This is a genomic window from Mesorhizobium sp. dw_380, assembly GCF_018588885.1.
Lineage (GTDB): Bacteria > Pseudomonadota > Alphaproteobacteria > Rhizobiales > Rhizobiaceae > Mesorhizobium.
Genome location: NZ_JAFFIW010000013.1, coordinates 20,368 through 38,306 on the forward strand (window position 1 = coordinate 20,368; position 17,939 = coordinate 38,306).

At 61.7% G+C, this 17,939-nt stretch carries 20 protein-coding genes and 1 tRNA gene; 12 read left to right on the forward strand and 9 right to left on the reverse strand.

Translation table 11 applies throughout. From position 1 onward, the window contains the following. Positions 1–15: 15 nt before the first annotated feature. On the reverse strand, positions 16–1,617 hold the full coding sequence (locus JT360_RS15155) for a DEAD/DEAH box helicase (protein ID WP_214472477.1): 1,602 nt from the start codon (positions 1,615–1,617) through the stop codon (positions 16–18). A gap of 192 nt (positions 1,618–1,809) precedes the next feature. Further along, positions 1,810–2,583 (reverse strand): NAD kinase, encoded by a 774-nt coding sequence (locus JT360_RS15160; RefSeq protein WP_214472478.1) that lies wholly within the window; start codon positions 2,581–2,583, stop codon positions 1,810–1,812. A gap of 329 nt (positions 2,584–2,912) precedes the next feature. On the opposite strand from JT360_RS15160, the gene JT360_RS15165 reads away from it, so the two are divergent. From JT360_RS15165 to JT360_RS15180, 4 genes are all read left to right on the forward strand, one after another. Further along, positions 2,913–3,116, forward strand: a complete 204-nt coding sequence (locus JT360_RS15165) for a hypothetical protein (RefSeq protein ID WP_214472479.1) — start codon at positions 2,913–2,915, stop codon at positions 3,114–3,116. A 334-nt stretch (positions 3,117–3,450) separates the two neighbouring features. Further along, a complete protein-coding gene (locus JT360_RS15170) occupies positions 3,451–4,485 on the forward strand; it encodes an extracellular solute-binding protein (protein WP_214472480.1) in 1,035 nt (344 codons plus the stop codon). A 95-nt stretch (positions 4,486–4,580) separates the two neighbouring features. Then, positions 4,581–6,008, forward strand: coding sequence for an amidase (locus tag JT360_RS15175; protein WP_214472481.1), 1,428 nt, complete (start codon positions 4,581–4,583; stop codon positions 6,006–6,008). A gap of 87 nt (positions 6,009–6,095) precedes the next feature. Next, a complete protein-coding gene (locus JT360_RS15180; protein WP_214472482.1) occupies positions 6,096–6,794 on the forward strand; it encodes a TetR/AcrR family transcriptional regulator in 699 nt (232 codons plus the stop codon). Positions 6,795–6,799: 5 nt separating this feature from the next. Here the strand turns inward: JT360_RS15180 and JT360_RS15185 are convergent, their stop codons facing one another. The 5 genes from JT360_RS15185 to JT360_RS15205 are packed head-to-tail and all read right to left on the reverse strand — an operon-like array spanning position 6,800 to position 11,380. Then, positions 6,800–7,561, reverse strand: coding sequence for an MBL fold metallo-hydrolase (locus JT360_RS15185; protein ID WP_214472483.1), 762 nt, complete (start codon positions 7,559–7,561; stop codon positions 6,800–6,802). Continuing rightward, positions 7,558–8,628 (reverse strand): ABC transporter ATP-binding protein, encoded by a 1,071-nt coding sequence (locus JT360_RS15190; RefSeq protein ID WP_214472484.1) that lies wholly within the window; start codon positions 8,626–8,628, stop codon positions 7,558–7,560. The genes JT360_RS15185 and JT360_RS15190 overlap by 4 nt, the downstream gene beginning before the upstream one ends. After that, positions 8,625–9,407, reverse strand: a complete 783-nt coding sequence (locus JT360_RS15195; protein ID WP_214472485.1) for an ABC transporter permease — start codon at positions 9,405–9,407, stop codon at positions 8,625–8,627. Before JT360_RS15195 ends, JT360_RS15190 begins: the two co-directional genes overlap by 4 nt. A gap of 2 nt (positions 9,408–9,409) precedes the next feature. Beyond that, positions 9,410–10,276: an ABC transporter permease gene (locus tag JT360_RS15200; protein ID WP_214472486.1), complete on the reverse strand. Its 867-nt coding sequence runs from the start codon at positions 10,274–10,276 to the stop codon at positions 9,410–9,412. 12 nt (positions 10,277–10,288) lie between these two features. Continuing rightward, a complete protein-coding gene (locus JT360_RS15205) occupies positions 10,289–11,380 on the reverse strand; it encodes a polyamine ABC transporter substrate-binding protein (RefSeq protein ID WP_214472487.1) in 1,092 nt (363 codons plus the stop codon). A gap of 92 nt (positions 11,381–11,472) precedes the next feature. Between JT360_RS15205 and JT360_RS15210 the strand changes: the two genes are divergently transcribed. From JT360_RS15210 to JT360_RS15220, 3 genes are all read left to right on the forward strand, one after another. After that, on the forward strand, positions 11,473–12,087 hold the full coding sequence (locus JT360_RS15210; RefSeq protein WP_214472488.1) for a TetR/AcrR family transcriptional regulator: 615 nt from the start codon (positions 11,473–11,475) through the stop codon (positions 12,085–12,087). Positions 12,088–12,375: 288 nt separating this feature from the next. Further along, on the forward strand, positions 12,376–12,732 hold the full coding sequence (locus tag JT360_RS15215) for a hypothetical protein (RefSeq protein WP_214472489.1): 357 nt from the start codon (positions 12,376–12,378) through the stop codon (positions 12,730–12,732). 49 nt (positions 12,733–12,781) lie between these two features. Further along, on the forward strand, positions 12,782–13,351 hold the full coding sequence (locus JT360_RS15220) for a DUF2569 family protein (protein WP_214472490.1): 570 nt from the start codon (positions 12,782–12,784) through the stop codon (positions 13,349–13,351). Between the two features lie 61 nt (positions 13,352–13,412). Here JT360_RS15220 and JT360_RS15225 read toward each other — a convergent pair. Then, a tRNA-Thr gene (locus JT360_RS15225) sits at positions 13,413–13,488 on the reverse strand. A 157-nt stretch (positions 13,489–13,645) separates the two neighbouring features. On the opposite strand from JT360_RS15225, the gene JT360_RS15230 reads away from it, so the two are divergent. The 4 genes from JT360_RS15230 (at position 13,646) to JT360_RS15245 (ending at position 15,102) form a co-directional block, all read left to right on the forward strand. Next, positions 13,646–13,816 (forward strand): hypothetical protein, encoded by a 171-nt coding sequence (locus tag JT360_RS15230; protein ID WP_214472491.1) that lies wholly within the window; start codon positions 13,646–13,648, stop codon positions 13,814–13,816. 215 nt (positions 13,817–14,031) lie between these two features. Continuing rightward, on the forward strand, positions 14,032–14,244 hold the full coding sequence (locus JT360_RS15235; protein WP_214472492.1) for a hypothetical protein: 213 nt from the start codon (positions 14,032–14,034) through the stop codon (positions 14,242–14,244). A 187-nt stretch (positions 14,245–14,431) separates the two neighbouring features. Further along, positions 14,432–14,737 carry a BA14K family protein gene (locus JT360_RS15240; protein WP_214472493.1) on the forward strand — a complete coding sequence of 102 codons (306 nt, stop codon included), beginning with the start codon at positions 14,432–14,434 and terminating at the stop codon, positions 14,735–14,737. Between the two features lie 86 nt (positions 14,738–14,823). Further along, on the forward strand, positions 14,824–15,102 hold the full coding sequence (locus JT360_RS15245) for a hypothetical protein (protein WP_214472494.1): 279 nt from the start codon (positions 14,824–14,826) through the stop codon (positions 15,100–15,102). A 16-nt stretch (positions 15,103–15,118) separates the two neighbouring features. Here the strand turns inward: JT360_RS15245 and bhcR are convergent, their stop codons facing one another. Then, on the reverse strand, positions 15,119–15,940 hold the full coding sequence (gene bhcR / locus JT360_RS15250) for an HTH-type transcriptional regulator BhcR (RefSeq protein WP_214472495.1): 822 nt from the start codon (positions 15,938–15,940) through the stop codon (positions 15,119–15,121). A gap of 214 nt (positions 15,941–16,154) precedes the next feature. On the opposite strand from bhcR, the gene gcl reads away from it, so the two are divergent. Further along, positions 16,155–17,936, forward strand: coding sequence for a glyoxylate carboligase (gene gcl, locus JT360_RS15255; RefSeq protein ID WP_214472496.1), 1,782 nt, complete (start codon positions 16,155–16,157; stop codon positions 17,934–17,936). Positions 17,937–17,939: the final 3 nt, after the last annotated feature.

Consider the following 17,939-nt stretch of genomic DNA (forward strand, 5'->3'; position numbering starts at 1 on the left):
TTGCCCGCTCGGGAATCAGACCTTAGCGACGATCCGCATGAAGGCCGGCATGTCATCGCCAAAGCCGACGGTGGTGTCGTTGTCTTCCTGGTGGCGTTGACGGGCGGGGCGGTTGCCATCGCGCTGCGGCCTGGTATCACCGCGCTCCGGTGCACGCTCATTGCGATCGGACGATTTGCGCTCGGAGTTTTCCGAACGGATCGCATCCTTGCGCGCGCGTCGCTCGCCGATATCGGCGACAGCCGTTTCAGCGACATCGGGTTGTTCCTGCGCCACCACGGGCGAGGCGTCTTCCTCGCCATGTCGCGCGCGACGTTCGCCGCCCTTCTTGCGTTCGCCGCCCTTTTCCCTGCGATCATGGTCCTTGCGGTCGTCGTCCTTGCGGCCGGCGCGGCGCGGTGCGCCTTTGCCGCGGCGCGGAGCATCGTCTTCACTCTCGCTGGCGACCACTGTCGACAGATCGCCGTCATGCCACTCGATCTTGGTGCCGATCAGCCGTTCGATGGCGTCGATGTACTTGGTGTCGGACTTGGTCGCTATGGTGAAGGATTTGCCAGAGCGCCCGGCGCGGCCGGTGCGGCCGATGCGGTGGACATAATCCTCGGCATGGATCGGCACGTCGTAGTTGAAGACATGGCTGACATCGGGGATGTCGAGGCCGCGCGCGGCGACGTCCGAAGCCACGAGATAGCGCAGCTTACCGTCACGGAAATTGGCCAGCATCTGCATGCGAGCGCGCTGGTCCATGTCGCCATGCAGGGCGCCGGCATCGAAATCATACTTCAGCAGCGATCGGAACAGTTCCGACACCTCGACCTTGCGGTTGCAGAAGATGATGGCGTTCTTCAGCTCCGCGTCTTCGGCCTTGATCAGGTTGCGCAGCGTCTCGCGCTTGTCCCACGGCTTGGAGCCGGATTTGACCAGCCGCTGGATGATGTTGGTCGCGGCCGATGCGGCCTTGGAGACCTCGACACGCACGGGCGCGTGCAGGAATTTTTCCGTCAGCTTGGTGATCTCAGGCGGCATGGTCGCCGAGAAGAACAGCGTTTGTCGGGTGAACGGGATCATCTCGCAGATGCGCTCGATATCGGGAATGAAGCCCATGTCGAGCATGCGGTCGGCCTCGTCGATGACGAGGATCTCGACGCCATTAAGCAGCAGCTTGCCGCGCTCGCGGTGGTCGAGCAGGCGGCCGGGCGTCGCGATCAGCACGTCGGCGCCGCGCTCCAGCTTCTTGTCCTGTTCGTCGAACGACACGCCGCCGATCAAGAGCGCGATGTTGAGCTTGTGGTTCTTGCCGTATTTGACGAAGTTTTCCTCAACCTGCGCGGCAAGCTCACGCGTCGGCTCCAGGATCAGCGTACGCGGCATACGGGCGCGAGCGCGGCCCTTTTCCAGCCGGGTCAGCATCGGCAGCACGAAGGAGGCCGTCTTGCCCGTGCCGGTCTGGGCTATGCCCAGCACGTCCTTGCCGAGCAAGGCGTGCGGGATGGCGCCGGCCTGGATCGGAGTCGGCTGCGTGTAGCCGGCATCGGTGACTGCGGAAAGCACCTTCGGCGATAGGCCGAGGTCTGAAAAGGTCAACGCTTCTTGAGCGGTCGTGGTGTCTGAGGACAAGTGTTGCTGTCTTTGGCTGGTTTGGGGAAGCGCAACGCTATTCGTCGCGGCAAGCGCCACGCGCTTGCAAGATTGGTATTGCGATTAGGCGCAAGCCCGCGATTTGTCAACAGAAACGGGCGGGATTGGCGCGATTGTGAAGTCGTAACCTTAATCGCGATGCTTAATCCGGCCGCTTGTCTCGGTGCCGGCTCAGTAACGGAACTGTTCAGCCAGGATGCGCTCGTTCCAGGAGTGATTGGGATCGAACAGCAAGGTCGCCGTTGCTGTGGGTGATTCCCGGACCGTTACCGAGGCCACCGCCTTGACCTCCGTGTGGTCGGCGGCGGCATTCACCGGCCGCTTTTCCGCCTCGAGAATGTCGAACCGCACGGTCGCCTTGTTGGAGAGCAATGCGCCACGCCAGCGGCGCGGGCGAAACGGACTGACCGGCGTAAGTGCCAGCAAGGGGGCGTCGAGCGGCAGGATCGGGCCGTGCGCGGAAAGATTATAGGCAGTGGATCCGGCCGGCGTCGCGATCATGACGCCATCGCAATTCAGCTCTTCGAGCCGTGTCTGCTCATCGATGCTGATGCGGATCTTGGCCGTCTGATAAGATTGGCGCCAAAGCGCAACTTCGTTGATTGCCAATGCCGAGACGGTTTCGCCCTCCGAGGTGACGGCTTGCATTTCCAGCGGGCGGATGGTTTCGGCGACCGCTGCCGCGATCCGCTCGGTGAGACCTCCGGACCGGTACTCATTCATCAGGAACCCGATGGTGCCACGGTTCATGCCGTAGACCTTCTTTCCCGTTCCCATCGTATCCCGCAAGGTCTGCAGCAGGAAGCCGTCGCCGCCCAGGGCGACCACAACCGTGGCCTCCGCGACCGGACGTTGGCCATAACGCGCCGACAGGCTTTCCAGCGCCGCTTTGGCATCTGAAGTGTCGGACGAGACGAAGGCGATGCTGTTGGCGGCTGTGCTCATGGCTCCCCGATCGCGACCGATTGGCGGCGGCGGGTCTGGCCGCGCCAGCGCCGGGGTAGCATGGGGCGGGCAGGTCTGCAAAGAGAGCCGTCGTGTCGGCCAGTCAATCACGCAGCGCCAGCGTGGCCCAGACAGGCGGATCGCGCTTCATGACAGGGCATGAGCGAATGTGATGGTTAAGGCGGGGCTTAAACTCTCGTAAAGGCGGATCGATCATGTTAGCCGGCATGGATGGCGTGGGGGCGCCCGCAGCACCGTTGTATCCTTGAGGATGCCAAAGGGACGCTGCGGCACTTTTGATTTGTGCGCATGATCCCGGGAAAATCCTGATGCTCGGGGGCACGCACCAGCCAGACGAGGCCGACATATTGCCGGTAGCACGCCTGATCATCGTCTTTATCATGCTGGGTAGCTTCGCGCTGGTCTTCGCCGCACTTGTGCGCCAATCGGAAGAAATGAGCACCAGGCCGCTGCCCACAGCGTCACGCTGCGGCGATGCGGCCGGAATGCCTTGCCCGCAAAGGGCGCTGTAGGCCGCAAAAATACACCGCCATCCGCACCACATTTCAACCTCCCGCCAGCAGGACGGCTGAGGTCCCGCGCGGCCGTCCGCCTGCTCACTGCGTAGAAAGTGCAGGGTACCCTAATGAAGCCACGGCAAAGCTGGTGAAAACATATTGACTGTATAGTTAGTTTAATTAATCCTAGCGCAGAAGTTGGCCAGCCGGCATGTGCCGGTGAATGGCCGCGAAGAGGGGAATATTTGACGGCCATCCGGCCCGCCATGGGCGGAAAGGCAAGCTTGTTCATCAGCAGAAGACGGACCGAGGCGGCGACGCGGCCGGTCCCAACAATGGGAGCACTAGCATGAACTGGAAACTGACCGCGACGGCCCTGGGCCTGTCGCTGCTCGCCATGACAGGCGTTGCCCGCGCCGATGGCGAACTCAACATCTACAACTGGGGCAATTACACCAGCCCGGACCTCATCAAGAAGTTCGAGGAGACCTACAAGATCAAGGTCACCGTCACCGACTACGACTCCAACGACACCGCATTGGCCAAGGTTCGCCAGGGCGCGTCCGGCTATGACATCGTCGTGCCTTCGGCCAGCGTCGTGCCGATCTGGATCAGCGAAGGTCTGCTGCTGGAGACTGACCCCAACAAGATGGAGAATTTCAAGAATGTCGATCCCAGATGGGTCGATGTTCCCTTCGATCCGGGCCGCAAATACACTGTTCCGTGGCAGTGGGGCACGACCGGGATTTCGGTGAACAAGTCGGTGTATGCCGGCGATCCGAACACATCGGCGATTTTCCTCGACCCGCCGCCCGAACTCGTCGGCAAGATCAATGTCGTGCCCGAAATGGGGGACATCATGTTCCTCACCATCACCTATGAAGGCGGCCAGTACTGCACCAACGACAGGCAGGTGCTGAAGAAGGTCCATGACAAGCTGGTCGAGGCCAAGGCAAAATGGCTTTCGCTCGATTACGCGGCCGTCGACGGCCTGGGCAGGGGCGACATCGCCGCTGGCGTCAATTGGAATGGCATATCGCTGCGCGAGCGGCTGCAGAACGACAAGATTGTCTACGGCTATCCCAAGGAAGGTTTTCCGATCTGGATGGACAACGTTGCCGTGCTCAAGGACGCCAAGAATGTCGAGAACGCCAAGCTTTTCCAGAATTTCATCATGGACCCGAAGAATGCCGCGCTGATCTCGGCTTTTGCCCGCTACGCCAACGGTATCAAGGGCTCCGAGGCTTTCATGCCGGACGACATGAAGACGGCGCCTGAAGTGGCAATTCCGGCTGAGTTCGCCGCCAAGGGCCAGTTCATGCCGGCCTGTCCGTCGGATGTGCAGGCGCTCTACACGAAAATCTGGACCGACCTCCAGAAATAGCGAGGGCAGACTCCACGAAATAGCCACCGGACCGCAACGCGCGGTCCGGCCACCCTTCATGCCAAGTGCGGTCTCGCGATCGCAGGAGACTTCCGATGTCCGATCTCGAGCTTTGCTACATGCCGGCCAATGAAGCGCTGCGGCTGTTCACGGCAAAGAAACTCTCGCCCGTCGAGTTGATGCGGGCCACCATCCGCCGCGCCGAAGCCACCAAACCGGCGATCAACTGCTTCACCTTCACGCATTTCGAGGAAGCGATGGGGCTGGCCGCGAAGGCGGAGGCGAAATACACCAAGGGCGCCAAAACCGGGGCGCTCGAAGGCCTGCCGATCGGGATCAAGGACGAGAGCTACATCAAGGGCAAGCCGACCTCGCACGGTTCGCTGCTGTCGAAGGATGCCATTGGCGGCCATACCTCGACGATGAACGAGCGCATCATCAAGGCCGGCGGCATCGTCCACGCCCGCACGGCGACACCCGAATTCAGCTGCGCCGGCTATACATGGTCGAAGCGATGGGGCGTCACCCGCAATCCGTGGAATCCGGACTTCACCCCGGGCGGTTCGTCGGGCGGTTCTGCGGCCACACTTGCCGCCGGCACATCGTCGATCGCCACCGGCTCGGACATCGCCGGATCGATCCGCATTCCTGCCTCGGCCTGCGGTCTTGTCGGGTTCAAACCGCCTTATGGCCGCAATCCCGACGAGCCGCCCTTCAATCTCGACTTCTATTGCCACACCGGGCCGCTGGCGCGAAACGTCAGGGATGCGATCCTGCTGCAGAACGTCATGGCTGGACCGAGCCCGCTCGACATCGCCACTTTGCGCCCCAAGCTGCGCCTGCCGCTCGACTACAAGCCGATCAAAGGCTGGAAGATCGCCTTCTCCATGGATCTCGGTTCGTTTGAAGTCGACCCCGACGTGCGCAAGAACACACTGGCTGCCTGCGACCTGTTCCGCTCGCTCGGCGCCATCGTCGAGGAAGTCGATCTGGGTTGGGGCGACGAAGTGCTCAAGGCCGGCATGGCCTATCTGGAGCACCTCTTCGGCGCCTCGCTGTCGCAACTGCTCGAGAAGCATGGCAAGGACATGACCAGCTATGCCAGGCAGTTTGCTGAGGATGGCCAGAAGTCCAAGGCCACGGACTTTGTCGCGACGCTCGACGTGGCGGCAAGGATGTACCAGACGTTAGGCCCGCTGCTGGAGACCTACGACGTGCTGATCTGTCCGACAAACGCGCTTCCCGCGGTGCCGGCGGAGTTCGACCAGACCAGGGACACGGTCGAGATCAACGGCAGGGAGGTGAACCCCTCGCTGGGTTGGGTGATGACGACGCCATTCAACATGCTGAGCCGCTGCCCGGTTCTGACCATCCCGTCGGGTCGCGCGGCCAGCGGAGTGCCGACAGGCATCCAGATTGTCGGCCGCACCTATAGCGACGCCGATGTGTTCCGGGCGGGGATGGCGTATGAGACGGCTCGGGGGCAGTGGTATGGAAACGCCGAGACACGCCCGTCGCTTTGAGTGATCGCCGAAGCGCGCCGGCGTGCCATATGTCGAAGTAACTTATGCGGCGGGACATCCGCTGTGGTTCCGAAAGGCCTGACGGAAATGGCGCAACGCAAGGCAGCCGCAAAGCCGGAAAACCGCAAGACCGTGACGACGAAGGGCGCGGCAAACGATGCCGCGCCCAAGGACCGTCGGCGTGAGCGCGGCGAAGCGAGCGTGCAGCGCATCATCGACGCCACCATCGAGCTTATCGCGGAGGAAGGTCTGGCGAGCGTCACCATGCAGCGCATCGCTGAACATGTCGGCTCGTCGAACGCGCTGGTCGTCTTTCATTTCCGCAGCAAGGAGAACCTGTTCCGGGCCGTACTTCAGTATCTCAGCGATCAATATGACGCGCTGTGGGTCACCCTGGTGCGGGCGCCCGGCCTGTCGCCGGTCGAAAGGCTGCTGGGCGCCGTCGACTGCGCGCAACGCTTTGCCCGGCAGCATCCGAAATGGGTTTCTGTCTTCGTCGTGTTCTCCAGTGACCGCAAGAGCATGCAGATCTACAATGAAATCGGCCTGCCGAGCGATCTCGCCTACACCGCCGAGGCGCGCGAGCTGCTCGTCGAGATCGCGGGCAGCGGCGGCTACACCGGCGTCGACATATATACCCTGTCAGAGAGCCTGAATTATCTGGTTCATGGTGCATGGTACTGGGACCATCTGAACCCTTCCAGCCGTGACACCGATGTTTTGCGCAAGACCATGCTGCTTCTGCTGCATCAGGCATTTCCGCGGCACTTTGAACTGATGCGCTAAGTTCGTCAGGGGCTCTGCCGCAGGTGGCAGCCGGCCTGGCGTTTCTGCGCCAGATACTCGTCGATCAGCTGGCGGTAGCGGACCTTGCCGAAGCTCGGGAAATGGCCGCCATGCACGACCGAGACGTCCAGATCGCGCATGGCGAGCAGTGTCTCGACATAGTCGGAAATATCCGAATGGTAGACGTCGTCGATCAGCGGGCCGTCATAGATGATGTCACCTGACAGCAGGATGCCGGTCTTTCTCTCGTAGAGCGCGATGCCACCGGGTGAATGGCCGGGTGTGTGTATCACCTCGAAGGCACGGTCACCGAGATCGACGACATCGCCATGTTCGAGCAGCCGGTCGGCCGGCGCGGGCAGGATCCGGTAGCGGGACGAGTCCCAGCCCTGGGGTAATCGATCGAACATATCGTCGGTCGCATAGCGGTCGGCCACCGTCCATTCGTTGCGCGGATCGGCGAGGATTTCCGCCTCGGTGCGGTGCACGCAGCGGTCGGGAAATTCGTGATGGCAGCCGATATGGTCGAAATGCGTGTGGCTGGCGACGCAAGTCAGCTTGCGCTCGCTCACCACAGGCACATGTGCGCGCAGGCTAAAATGCCCAAGACCCGTATCGAACAGGAGATCACGGTCGCGGCCGCGCACATGCCACATGTTGCAGCGGAAGAACGGTTTTATCCATGGCTCATGGATCAGCATGACGTCGTCAGCCATGCGGATGGTTTCGTACCATTCTGGTGCTTCGATGACCGGAAGGGTGCTCATCTCTCATTCGCCAGCAGGATCATATCGTCAGCCTTGCATGAAACCATCACCGTGTCGCCGGTCTGGACGGTGGCGGAAGCCGGAGCCTTGGCGATGAACTGCAGCGCCGCATCTATGGTCGAGGTGGCCAGCACCCGCTTGAAGCTACCCTGGAATACGACGTCGCTCACCTCAGCCGTGCCGAGCCCGACAGCGCCTTCATTCGTACCAAGGACGAGGTGTTCCGGCCGGATGGCGAGGGCGACGTTCGCTCCGGGTTGAACGGCTCCGGGCAGCAAAACCAGGCCGATCGAAGTTGCCACGGTTGCGATCCCGTTCGTTGTCTCGGCCACGGTTCCGGCAAGAATCGTGCTTTCGCCCATGAACGTTGCCGAAAAGCGCGTCGCCGGCCTGTGATAGACACGCTCGGGCGGTCCTTCGTCCTCGATGCGGCCGTCATTCATCACCACGCAATGGTCGGCGAGCGCCATCGCCTCTTCCTGGTCATGGGTGACATGGATGAAGGCGGTGCCGACACGCTTCTGGATCGCCTTCAACTCGTCCTGCATCTGCCGGCGCAGCTTCAGGTCGAGCGCGCCAAGCGGTTCGTCGAGCAAAAGCACGGCCGGCTCGATCACCAGCGCACGCGCCAGTGCCACGCGCTGCCGCTGGCCGCCGGAAAGCTGGTGCGGCTTCTTGTCGAAGGCGGAGGCCAATCCAACCAACGCCAGCGCCTCGCGAGCCCGTGCGGCGCGCGTCGCGCCGTCGACGCCTTGCATGCGGAGCCCGAAACCGACATTGCCGCCGACGCTCATATGCGGAAACAGCGCATAGTCCTGAAACACGGTCGTCGTCGGGCGTTTCGCCGGCGGCATCGCGGTGCAGTCCTCGCCGCGGATGAACACCTTGCCTTCGCTTGGAGTGACGAAGCCGCCCAGGATCGACAGCAGCGTCGTCTTGCCGGAACCCGACGGCCCGAGCAGGATCGTGTAACTGCCGGGCTCGATCTGCAGCGAAACGTTCTTCAGAACGGCCAGCTGCCCGAAACGGTGCGAGACGCTGCGGATGTCGACCAGGGGCACGCTCATGCCGGCTTTCTCCGCAGCAATGTCAGTTCGAACAGCACGACCAGCACGATGGATACAGCGAAGACCAGGGAACCGACGGCATTGGTCTTGGGGTTGAGGCCGGAGCGCAGCAGGTTCCAGATCTCGACCGGCAGCGTGGTGTCGAAGCGGGTGAGCAGGAAGGAGATGACGAATTCATCCCAGGAGAAGGTCATTGACAGGAAAAAGCCGGCGAAGATCGCCGGCGCCATGACCGGCACGGTGATGAGGAGCAGCACCTTCCATTCCGGCGCGCCGAGGTCGCGCGCGGCGCGCTCGATGTTGATCTGGTGGTCGCCCATCTGGCTGTAGATGATGGCAAAGCACAGCGGCAGGTTGATCACGACATGGCCGATGCCGGCGGCAAGCAGCGATTTTGGTACGCCGGCCCAGTTGAACAACACCAGCAGTCCCATGCCGATGATGAGATAGCTGACCGTCAATGGCAGCGTAATCAGTCCGCGCAGCAGGCCGGAGCCGGGCAGCACGAAGCGCGCGAAACCCCAGGCCGAGAGGAAACCGAGCGTGACGGCGGTGGCCGAGGAAAGCGCCGCGACCAGCAGCGAATTGACCAGCGCCGAGGTCAGCCTGACGTCGGAGAGCACCGCCTCGTACCAGCGCAACGACGGTCCGGTGAACGGTGGAATGGGGAAAGAAGTCGACTGCAGCGAAAACAGCACCAGCACCACCACGGGCAGGAAGATGAAGCCGTAGACGGCAAGCGCATAGACCCAGGAAGCGACGCGGACAAACTGTCGCATGATCAGGCCCGCTCGATCTTCAGCCACCGCGCGCAGGCGAGGTAGGCGATGGTGACGACCGCCATCAGGATGATCGACAGCGCCGAGGCCAACGGAAAATCGCCGCGCCGGCCGATCTGCATCATCACCAGTTGCGGCATCAGAAGCTCGTTGTTGCCGCCGAGGATCTGCGGCGTGATGTAGTCGCCGATGCACAGCACAAAGGTGAGGAAGGCGCCGACCATGATGCCGGGCAGAGTCAACGGCAGGACAACGTGCAGGAAGGTGCGCACCGGCCCGGCGCCGAGATCGGCGGCGGCCTTGCGGTAGCTCGGGCTGAGCTGTTTCAGATTGGCGAAGATGGTCAGCGTCAAAAGCATGACGAAGAAATGCACGAAGCCGGTGACCGTGGCGAAGCGTGTATTGGCGAGCTGCAGCGGCTCGGTGACGAGGCCGGAGCCGGTCAGCGCGCGGTTGATGACGCCGTTCTGCGCCAGCACCAGCAGCCAGGAGTAGGAGCGCACGACATAGGAGGTCCAGAACGGCAGTACGGCCAGCATCAGCGCCAGCCGCTGCCAGCGCTCCGGCACCTGTTCGGCGAGGATCCAGGCGAAGGGATAGGCAAGCAGCACCGAGACCACGGTGACGATTGCCGTCACCTCCAGCGAATTCACCATCGCCTGCCAGTAGGACGGGTTGGTGAAGAACTGGCTGTAGTTGGTGAGCGTGAAGCCGCCGCCCTCATGCGCCGTCAGGCTCGAAAGCCCCATGGCGATAAACGGCAGCACGAAGAACAGCAGCGTCCAGCCGAGCGCTGGCGTGACCAGCGCCCAAGGCAGGGCGCGGCCCGCCCGGGGCAGGGCACGTCCATCGTTTCCCGTCGGGTTCACGAGCGTATCATCTCATTTTGCCTGCAGCATTTCGGTCCACATGTCCTGCATCTTCTTGTCAAGATCGGCATTCGGCGCCGGATAGGATTGCGCGCGGGCGAGGAAGCCCGGCTGCTCGTCGAAGCGCAGGACCTTCTTCTGGTCGTCGGTCAGCGCAGCCTTGGTGTTCGACGGCATGCCCCAATAGCAGGACGAGGTGGCAAGCCGCGCCTGGCCTTCCGGGCTCATAATGTACTGGATGAATTTCAGCGCCATGTCCTTGTTCTTGGAATCCTTGAACATGGCCAACGATTGCGACCACAGCACCGCACCTTCTTTAGGGATCGAGAAATCCAGCGCCGGATTTTCCTTGGCCAATCCAGCCGTCACCCATTCGCCGCCGCCGACCAGTATATCGACCTCTCCGGTGGCGAGCGCCGTCTGGCTGGCGGTGACTTCGCCGACCAGCTTGGCATTGGCCTTCATCTTGAGAAGCTCGTCCTTGAGGGCGGGAAGGTCGGCTTCGGTCAGATCCGCCGTTTTCTTGCCGATGGCGAGTGCCGCCATGCCGATGACCGGCAGGTAATAGTCGTAGATGGCGACCTTGCCCTTGTACTTGTCGCTGGTCAGCGACGCCAATGACTGCATGTCGGCCGGATCGACCTTGGTCTTGTTGTAGCCGATCGTGTTGTAGCCGAACTTTTCGGTGATGCCGTAGCGCTTGCCGCCGACGACGGTGGAGCCGTCCATCTTCACTTGCGGAAACAGGTCGCCCATCGGCAGCTTGTCTTCCGGCAACGGCTCGAACAGGCCCTTTTCGACGCCGCGCGGCACGTCGATGCTGTCGATCACCATCACGTCCCAGTCGCCGGGCTGCGACTGCTCGACGATCGCCAGCCCAGCGCCGGTGCCTTCAAACTCCTTGACGTTGACCTTGACGTTGTTGGCCTCCTCGAAGGGCTGGAGCAGTGCCGGATCGGAATGGTCGCACCAGATCAGCGCGTTGAGATCGGCGGCCTCGGCGAGGCTGCCTGCTCCAAACAGCAGTGCCGTGGCTGCGCACGCGGCGTGCAGATGGACCTTCAGGGCGGAAAGCGGATTCCCGGATGCGGATTTGACGGACATCGAGTGTTCTCCCTTGCCTTTGTGGCTTCTTGCAAAAAATTGAACCAATTCTAAAATTGAGTCAATTCTGTTTTTATGGCAAGAGGCTTGATATGAGCGGATTGCGGGCAAGGCAAAAGGCGGACCGGCACAGGCGCATCATCGAGGCGGCGACCGCGCTTTTTCGCGAGTCCGGCTATGAGGGCGCCAAGATCGAGGTGATCGCCGCCCAAGCCGAGGTCTCGATCGGCACGATCTACAATTATTATCAGAACAAGGGCGACATCCTCGGCGCCATCGTCTCGCTGGAGGTCAACGAGGTGCTGAATGCTGGGCGCGGCGTCGTCGCCAGGCCGCCGGCCAATGTCGGCGATGCGCTGGACACGCTGATCGGCATCTATATCGAGCACTCGCTGCATTATCTCAGCAAGGAGATGTGGCGGCAGGCGATGGCGATCTCGACGCAGCTGCCCAACAGCCCGTTCGGCCAGGCCTACACCGCGCTCGACCGCTCGCTGACGGATCAGATCCGGGCCTTGATCGCTAGGCTGCAGGCGATCGGCCTGGTACGGGAGGACATTGACGGGGCAGCACTCGGCGAACTGATCTTCAACAACATGAACATGATGTTCATCGAATTCGTGAAGCGCGACGAAGCAAGGATACCGGAGCTGCGCACGGCAATACGGCGGCAGAACCGGATCTTGGTGGCCGCGATCGGGGTATGAGGGTGGAAGAGCGACGGCAGCATAAAACCAGCTTCCGCTGCCAGCGTGACTGACGATGAGATGCCAAAGGCGGCGCCCCTCTGTCTACACGGCAGGCCTCCCGAGCACGGGGCGGCCCAGCGGCTTGGGGTTGCGGGGACTTGGCAGCGTAGGCCGCTGGGCCTAACCAACGAGCCCTTCGGGGGAAGCGTCGCTGGCTGGCGAAAACAAAACGCCAATTCCAATGCAAGCGAAGCATTCGAACGAAGGAAAGCAGACGCACGGCCGGCGTGGCGCGCGTAAAAATCAGTGATCAGTTGGATCGATCTTCAGCAGGCGCTCTCGCGCTTCGGTCACGCGCCGCTGCGCGGCTCTTATCCTGCCGCAGAGCGCCAGATTGATACCTACGCCACGGTCCCCGTCCAACATTTCTTCCGCGCGTTTGAGGGCGAGTTCCGCTCGGCCAATTCGCTGCCTGGCTCTTGCCAATTCCATGTCCAAAAGTTCAATCATTGTTCCGCTACAGAGTTCGCGGTCCCTTCGATTGTTAACCGCCGCCGCCCGCATTTGGTTCCGGGTCGTCGGCTCGAGAGTCAGGAACAGGCAGGAGAAAGTCGCCGCTTTGGCATCGACCTCATTTCACGCAAGGTTCACCTCTTGAGTTGAGTTTTAAATCTGATACAACTTATAGGAGCAGTCCAAGGGGGAGAGGTAAATGGGGACGTTTTCAATCTGGCATTGGGTGATAGTGCTGCTGTTGATCGGCGTGCCTGTTTTCTTTGCCGTTCGATCAGCCGTGAAGCCATCACAGAATCCCGAGGCTCTTGTGGGCTTCGGCGGCTGGCTGATGCTGCTGGCGATTGGTCAGGCATTGTCCCCGTTGCGCACACTTGCCGAGTTCGGCAATTCGGTTGAGGGCTACCAGCAGCTCATCGCAGTCCCGAATGGCACCGTGGCGGTGTATGGCGAGATTGCCCTCAACCTCATATTTCTGGCGCTTCAGCTGGTTGTGCTTGTTTCGATGCTGCGGCGAAGCCACCGCTTCCCACAATTGTTTCTGTTCCAGTGGTTTGCGATTCCGGCCGTATTCATCCTCGACACGCTCTTGGTCGTATCAATTCTGGGCGTTCCGGTGAACCAGGTGCTCGCAGGCGATGCGCTGGTGTCACCCATAGCTTCGTTTGTGGGGACCGGCATCTGGGCCGCTTATGTCTACAAGTCGGTCAGGGTGAGGAATACGTTCACCAGGACGGACGCGTCTGCTCAAATCGCGAGCGCCTCATAAAAGATAGCGGCATTCGCAAACCGAATTTTCGGCCGGGCTTTCGGATCGTACAGGTTGAAACTGGTGCCCCCGGCAGGAATCGAACCCGCGACCTTCGGTTTACAAAACCGCTGCTCTACCAGCTGAGCTACAAGGGCACGGCGCTCCGGTAGCATATCTGGTGCGCCAGTAAAGACAAAACTCTGTTTTCGGTTACCCCAGCGGTGGATGGCGCCGGTGCCGGCGCATACTGAAATCCGCAAACGTGTTTCCTACATGTCTGGTAGGTGCAATCGCTTCGGACTGGAGTGTCGCATGATCAGACTTGTCATCATTCTCCCTATCGTCGTCATCGCCTGGATGCTGCTGGTGAAGCTCATTAGCGACGTGAAGAAAGCCAATGTCGACTGGACCGGCGTGACCACGATCATCGGCTTCATCGCGCTCGCCTTCTGGCTTCGCCACATCACTGGCATGGGTGGGTAGGGAGAAGTGAATAGTGAGTAGTGAGTGCGCACCACGGGCTGCGACTCCCTGCTGACTACTGACTACTCACTACTCACTACTCACTACTCACTACTCACTACTCGCCGTCCTCCCGCCCCCGAAAAATCTCCTGACGTTCGAACCTTTTGGCGGGCCCCGCCGACTGACGTACAGGGGCGAATGGTTCGCCTCGATCAAGGATCCAGGAGATCATCATGTTCAAGCGCACGCTCACTTCCGCTCTCGTAGCCATTTTCGTCGCTGCAGGCGCGCTGGCCGCCACAGTTCAGACGTCGTCAGCTTACGGCATGCATCACCATCATCACCACTACGACGACTACGACGACTACGACGGCTATGGCGACTACTGGTGGTATCACCATCATCATCGTCATCATCACCATGGCAGGGTGGTTATCATCCTTTGACGCCAAGGCCTGTCGCGTTCGAAGGGCGGCCTCGGCCGCCCTTTTGCATGTTTCGTGGCCCACAGCCAGGAACCGACCGCGTCTCCGCAAAAAAGATCAAAAAAGATTCGAACCTTTTTCTTCGCGGCAACGACAGATGATCAAGAGGCGGATGGATCGCCTCGGTCAACGAAGCAAGGAGATCACCATGTTCAAGCGCACACTCGTTTCTGGCCTCATCGCCACCACCGTTGCCGCCACCGCGTTGGTCGGCACCGTTCAGCCTTCGGCGGCGCATTCGCATCACCACGACCTCGGCATCGGCATCGCCGCCGGCGTCGGCGGGTTTGTCCTTGGCAGTCTGCTCGCCCAGCAGCCGCCGCGTGCCGTCTATGTCGATGAAGATGGCGGCTCCTGGCACGTTCGCCGCTGCTTCGATCGTTATTCGAGCTACGATCCTGACTCCGACACCTATATCGGCCACGACGGTTATCCCCACTACTGCCGGCTCTGAAGGGGAGGAGGAATTTTCAATCAGGCGTAAATTTTCAATCAGCCGTAAAGAGGGGCGCTCCAGCCGCCTCTCTTTCCGCTGTTTGCATGACCTTCAAGACAGTCCAGCCCGACAATGATGCGACGAGGAAAGCGGTCCACACCGTCCTTGCCATTGCCACCGGCGCCGGGGCCCTGTTGTCCACGCTGGCCTGGCATGGCCGCTATTGGCTGTGGCGGGACTGCTTCAACGAACTCGGCCGCTGCTATGACGCCGAGAGCGGCGAGGTCTTCCTCGAACAGGCCGGGCTGTTGTGGGGCATGTTCGCTGTTGGTTGTCTGCTGCTCAGCCTGGTCTTCGCCCGCCTGGCCTCGTCGAGGCGCTGAGCCTCGCAGGGATAAATCACGGTGAGGCAACCCCGCCGATCATCCTGGTCACCTCGGCCGCGGCGCTGCGCACCATCGGCCCGATCTCGGCCAGCCGCTCCGGCGTCACCCGCACGGTCGGCCCCGAAACCGAGACGCCGCCGATCGGCTCGCCGAATTCGTTGAAGATGGCCGCCGCCACGCAGCGCATGCCGGGATGCCGCTCCTCGTCATCGACCGACCAGCCGCGCTGCTTGATGACAGCCAGGTCATGGGCAAGCGCTGGGATCTCGGAAAGCGTCCTGTCGGTGAAGCGCTGCAGGCCGGCCTTGCGCAAAATGGTTCCGACCCGCTCCGGTTCGAGATGCGCCAGCACCGCCTTGCCGATGCCGGACGCATGGAAGGGGCTGCGTGTCCCCGGACGGAAGAAGGCGCGGATCGCCTGGTGTGTCTCGACCTGACTGACAAACACCACGCAATCATCCTCGGCGACGCCGAGATTGGCGGTCTCGCCGGTCTTTTCCATCAGCTCCTGCATGACGATGCGGGCGCGGTCGACCAGCTTGCGGCGGCGCAGGAACGCCGCGCCCATCCGATAAGTCTCGACGCCGATCGACCACAGCTGGTCGCTCGTGTCGAACTCGACCATGCCGTGGTTTTCGAGCGTCGTCAGCATGCGGTAGGCGGTGGAGGCGGCAAGACCGCTCTGCGCCGATATCTCGCTCAGCGACAGGCCGCTGCCCTCCGCGACAATGGCCAGGATGCGCAGCGCCCGGTCGAGCGACTGCACCGAATTGACATCGGACGGCCCATTGAAGCCGCGAGGTCGGCCGCGCTGGCGTTTTTCGGTTGTATCCATGGCGTCATTCTTGCCGATTCCAGCAAACAAGCAATGAAAAAGTTTTTCACTCCAATAGGTGAGGGAATTCGTGGAAAACGGAAAACCAAATAAATTCAAATAACAGGAGCTGTTTTTTAGAAATGAAAAAATATTCTGAAAAAATTGAAAAATAGCCGGCTTGCTGACATTCTCAGTCATCCACAATGACCAACCCCTGAGGGAGGGCCGGAAAATGGCCAGAATGCGCGCTGTCGATGCGGCGGTTCTCGTTCTCGAAAAGGAAGGCATCTCCTGCGCTTTCGGCGTGCCGGGCGCGGCGATCAATCCGCTCTATTCGGCACTGAAGGCGAGGGGCACCATCCGCCATGTCCTGGCCCGTCACGTCGAGGGCGCCTCGCATATGGCCGAAGGCTATACTCGCGCCAAATCGGGCAATATCGGGCTTTGCATCGGCACGTCGGGTCCGGCCGGCACCGACATGATCACCGGGCTTTACTCGGCCGCCGCCGATTCCATCCCGATCCTGTGCATCACCGGGCAGGCGCCGCGCGCACGGTTGAACAAGGAGGATTTCCAGGCGGTCGACATTGCCGCCATCGCGGCACCCCTCGCCAAATGGGCGGTCACCGTCATGGAGCCGTACCTGGTGCCGATGGCGCTGCAGAAGGCATTCCACCTCATGCGCTCGTCGCGGCCGGGGCCAGTGCTGATCGACCTGCCGGTCGACGTCCAACTGGCCGAGATCGAGTTCGATATCGACGCTTATGAGCCGCTTATCCCGTTCAAGCCGGCGATGACGCGCGTCCAGGCCGAAAAGGCGCTGACGATGCTCAACGCGGCCGACAAGCCGCTGATCGTCGCCGGCGGCGGCATCATCAACGCCGATGCATCCGATCTGCTGATCGAGTTCGCGGAAATATCGGGCGTGCCGGTCATCCCGACGCTGATGGGTTGGGGCGCGATCCCCGACGACCACCGGCTGATGGCCGGCATGTGCGGCCTGCAGACGTCGCACCGCTACGGCAATGCGACCATGCTCGAGGCCGACTTCGTCTTCGGCATCGGCAACCGCTGGGCCAACCGCCATACCGGCTCCGTCGACGTCTATACGAAGGGGAAGAAATTCATTCATGTCGACATCGAGCCGACGCAGATCGGTCGTGTCTTCGCGCCGGATCTCGGCGTCGTCTCGGATGCGGGTGCCGCGCTGAAGATGCTGCTCGACGTCGCAACCGAGTGGAAGACTGCCGGAAAGCTGCGCGACTGGTCGGCCTGGGCGAAGGAATGCCAGGGCCGCAAGAAGACGATGAAGCGCAAGACCCATTTCGACCAGGTGCCGTTGAAACCGCAACGCGTCTATGAAGAAATGAACAAGGCGTTCGGCCGCGATGTCACCTATGTCACCACGATTGGCCTGTCGCAGATCGCCGGCGCGCAGTTCCTGCATGTCTATAAGCCGCGCAACTGGATCAATTGCGGCCAGGCCGGCCCGCTCGGCTGGACGCTGCCGGCGGCTCTTGGTGTTCGCGCCGCCGATCCCGAGCGCACCATCGTGGCGCTGTCGGGCGACTATGATTTCCAGTTCATGATCGAGGAACTGGCGGTCGGCGCGCAGCACAAGCTGCCCTACATCCACGTCGTCGTGAACAACGCCTATCTGGGCCTGATCCGCCAGGCGCAGCGCGGCTTCTCGATGGATTACGAGGTCAGCCTCGCCTTCGAGAACGTCAACCGCGCTGATGATCCCGAGGCTGGCTACGGCGTCGACCATGTCGCTGTCGCCGAGGCGATGGGCTGCAAGGCGGTCAGGGTGCGCAAGCCGGAAGAGTTCGCCGGCGCCTTCAGGCAAGCGCAGCGGCTGATGCAGGAACACCAGGTTCCGGTCGTGCTCGAGTTCATCCTCGAACGCGTCACCAACATCTCGATGGGCACCGAGATCGACAAGATCACCGAATTCGAGGACCTTGCCGAACGTCAGGAAGACGCCCCGACCGCGATCGTGATGCTGGATTAGGAG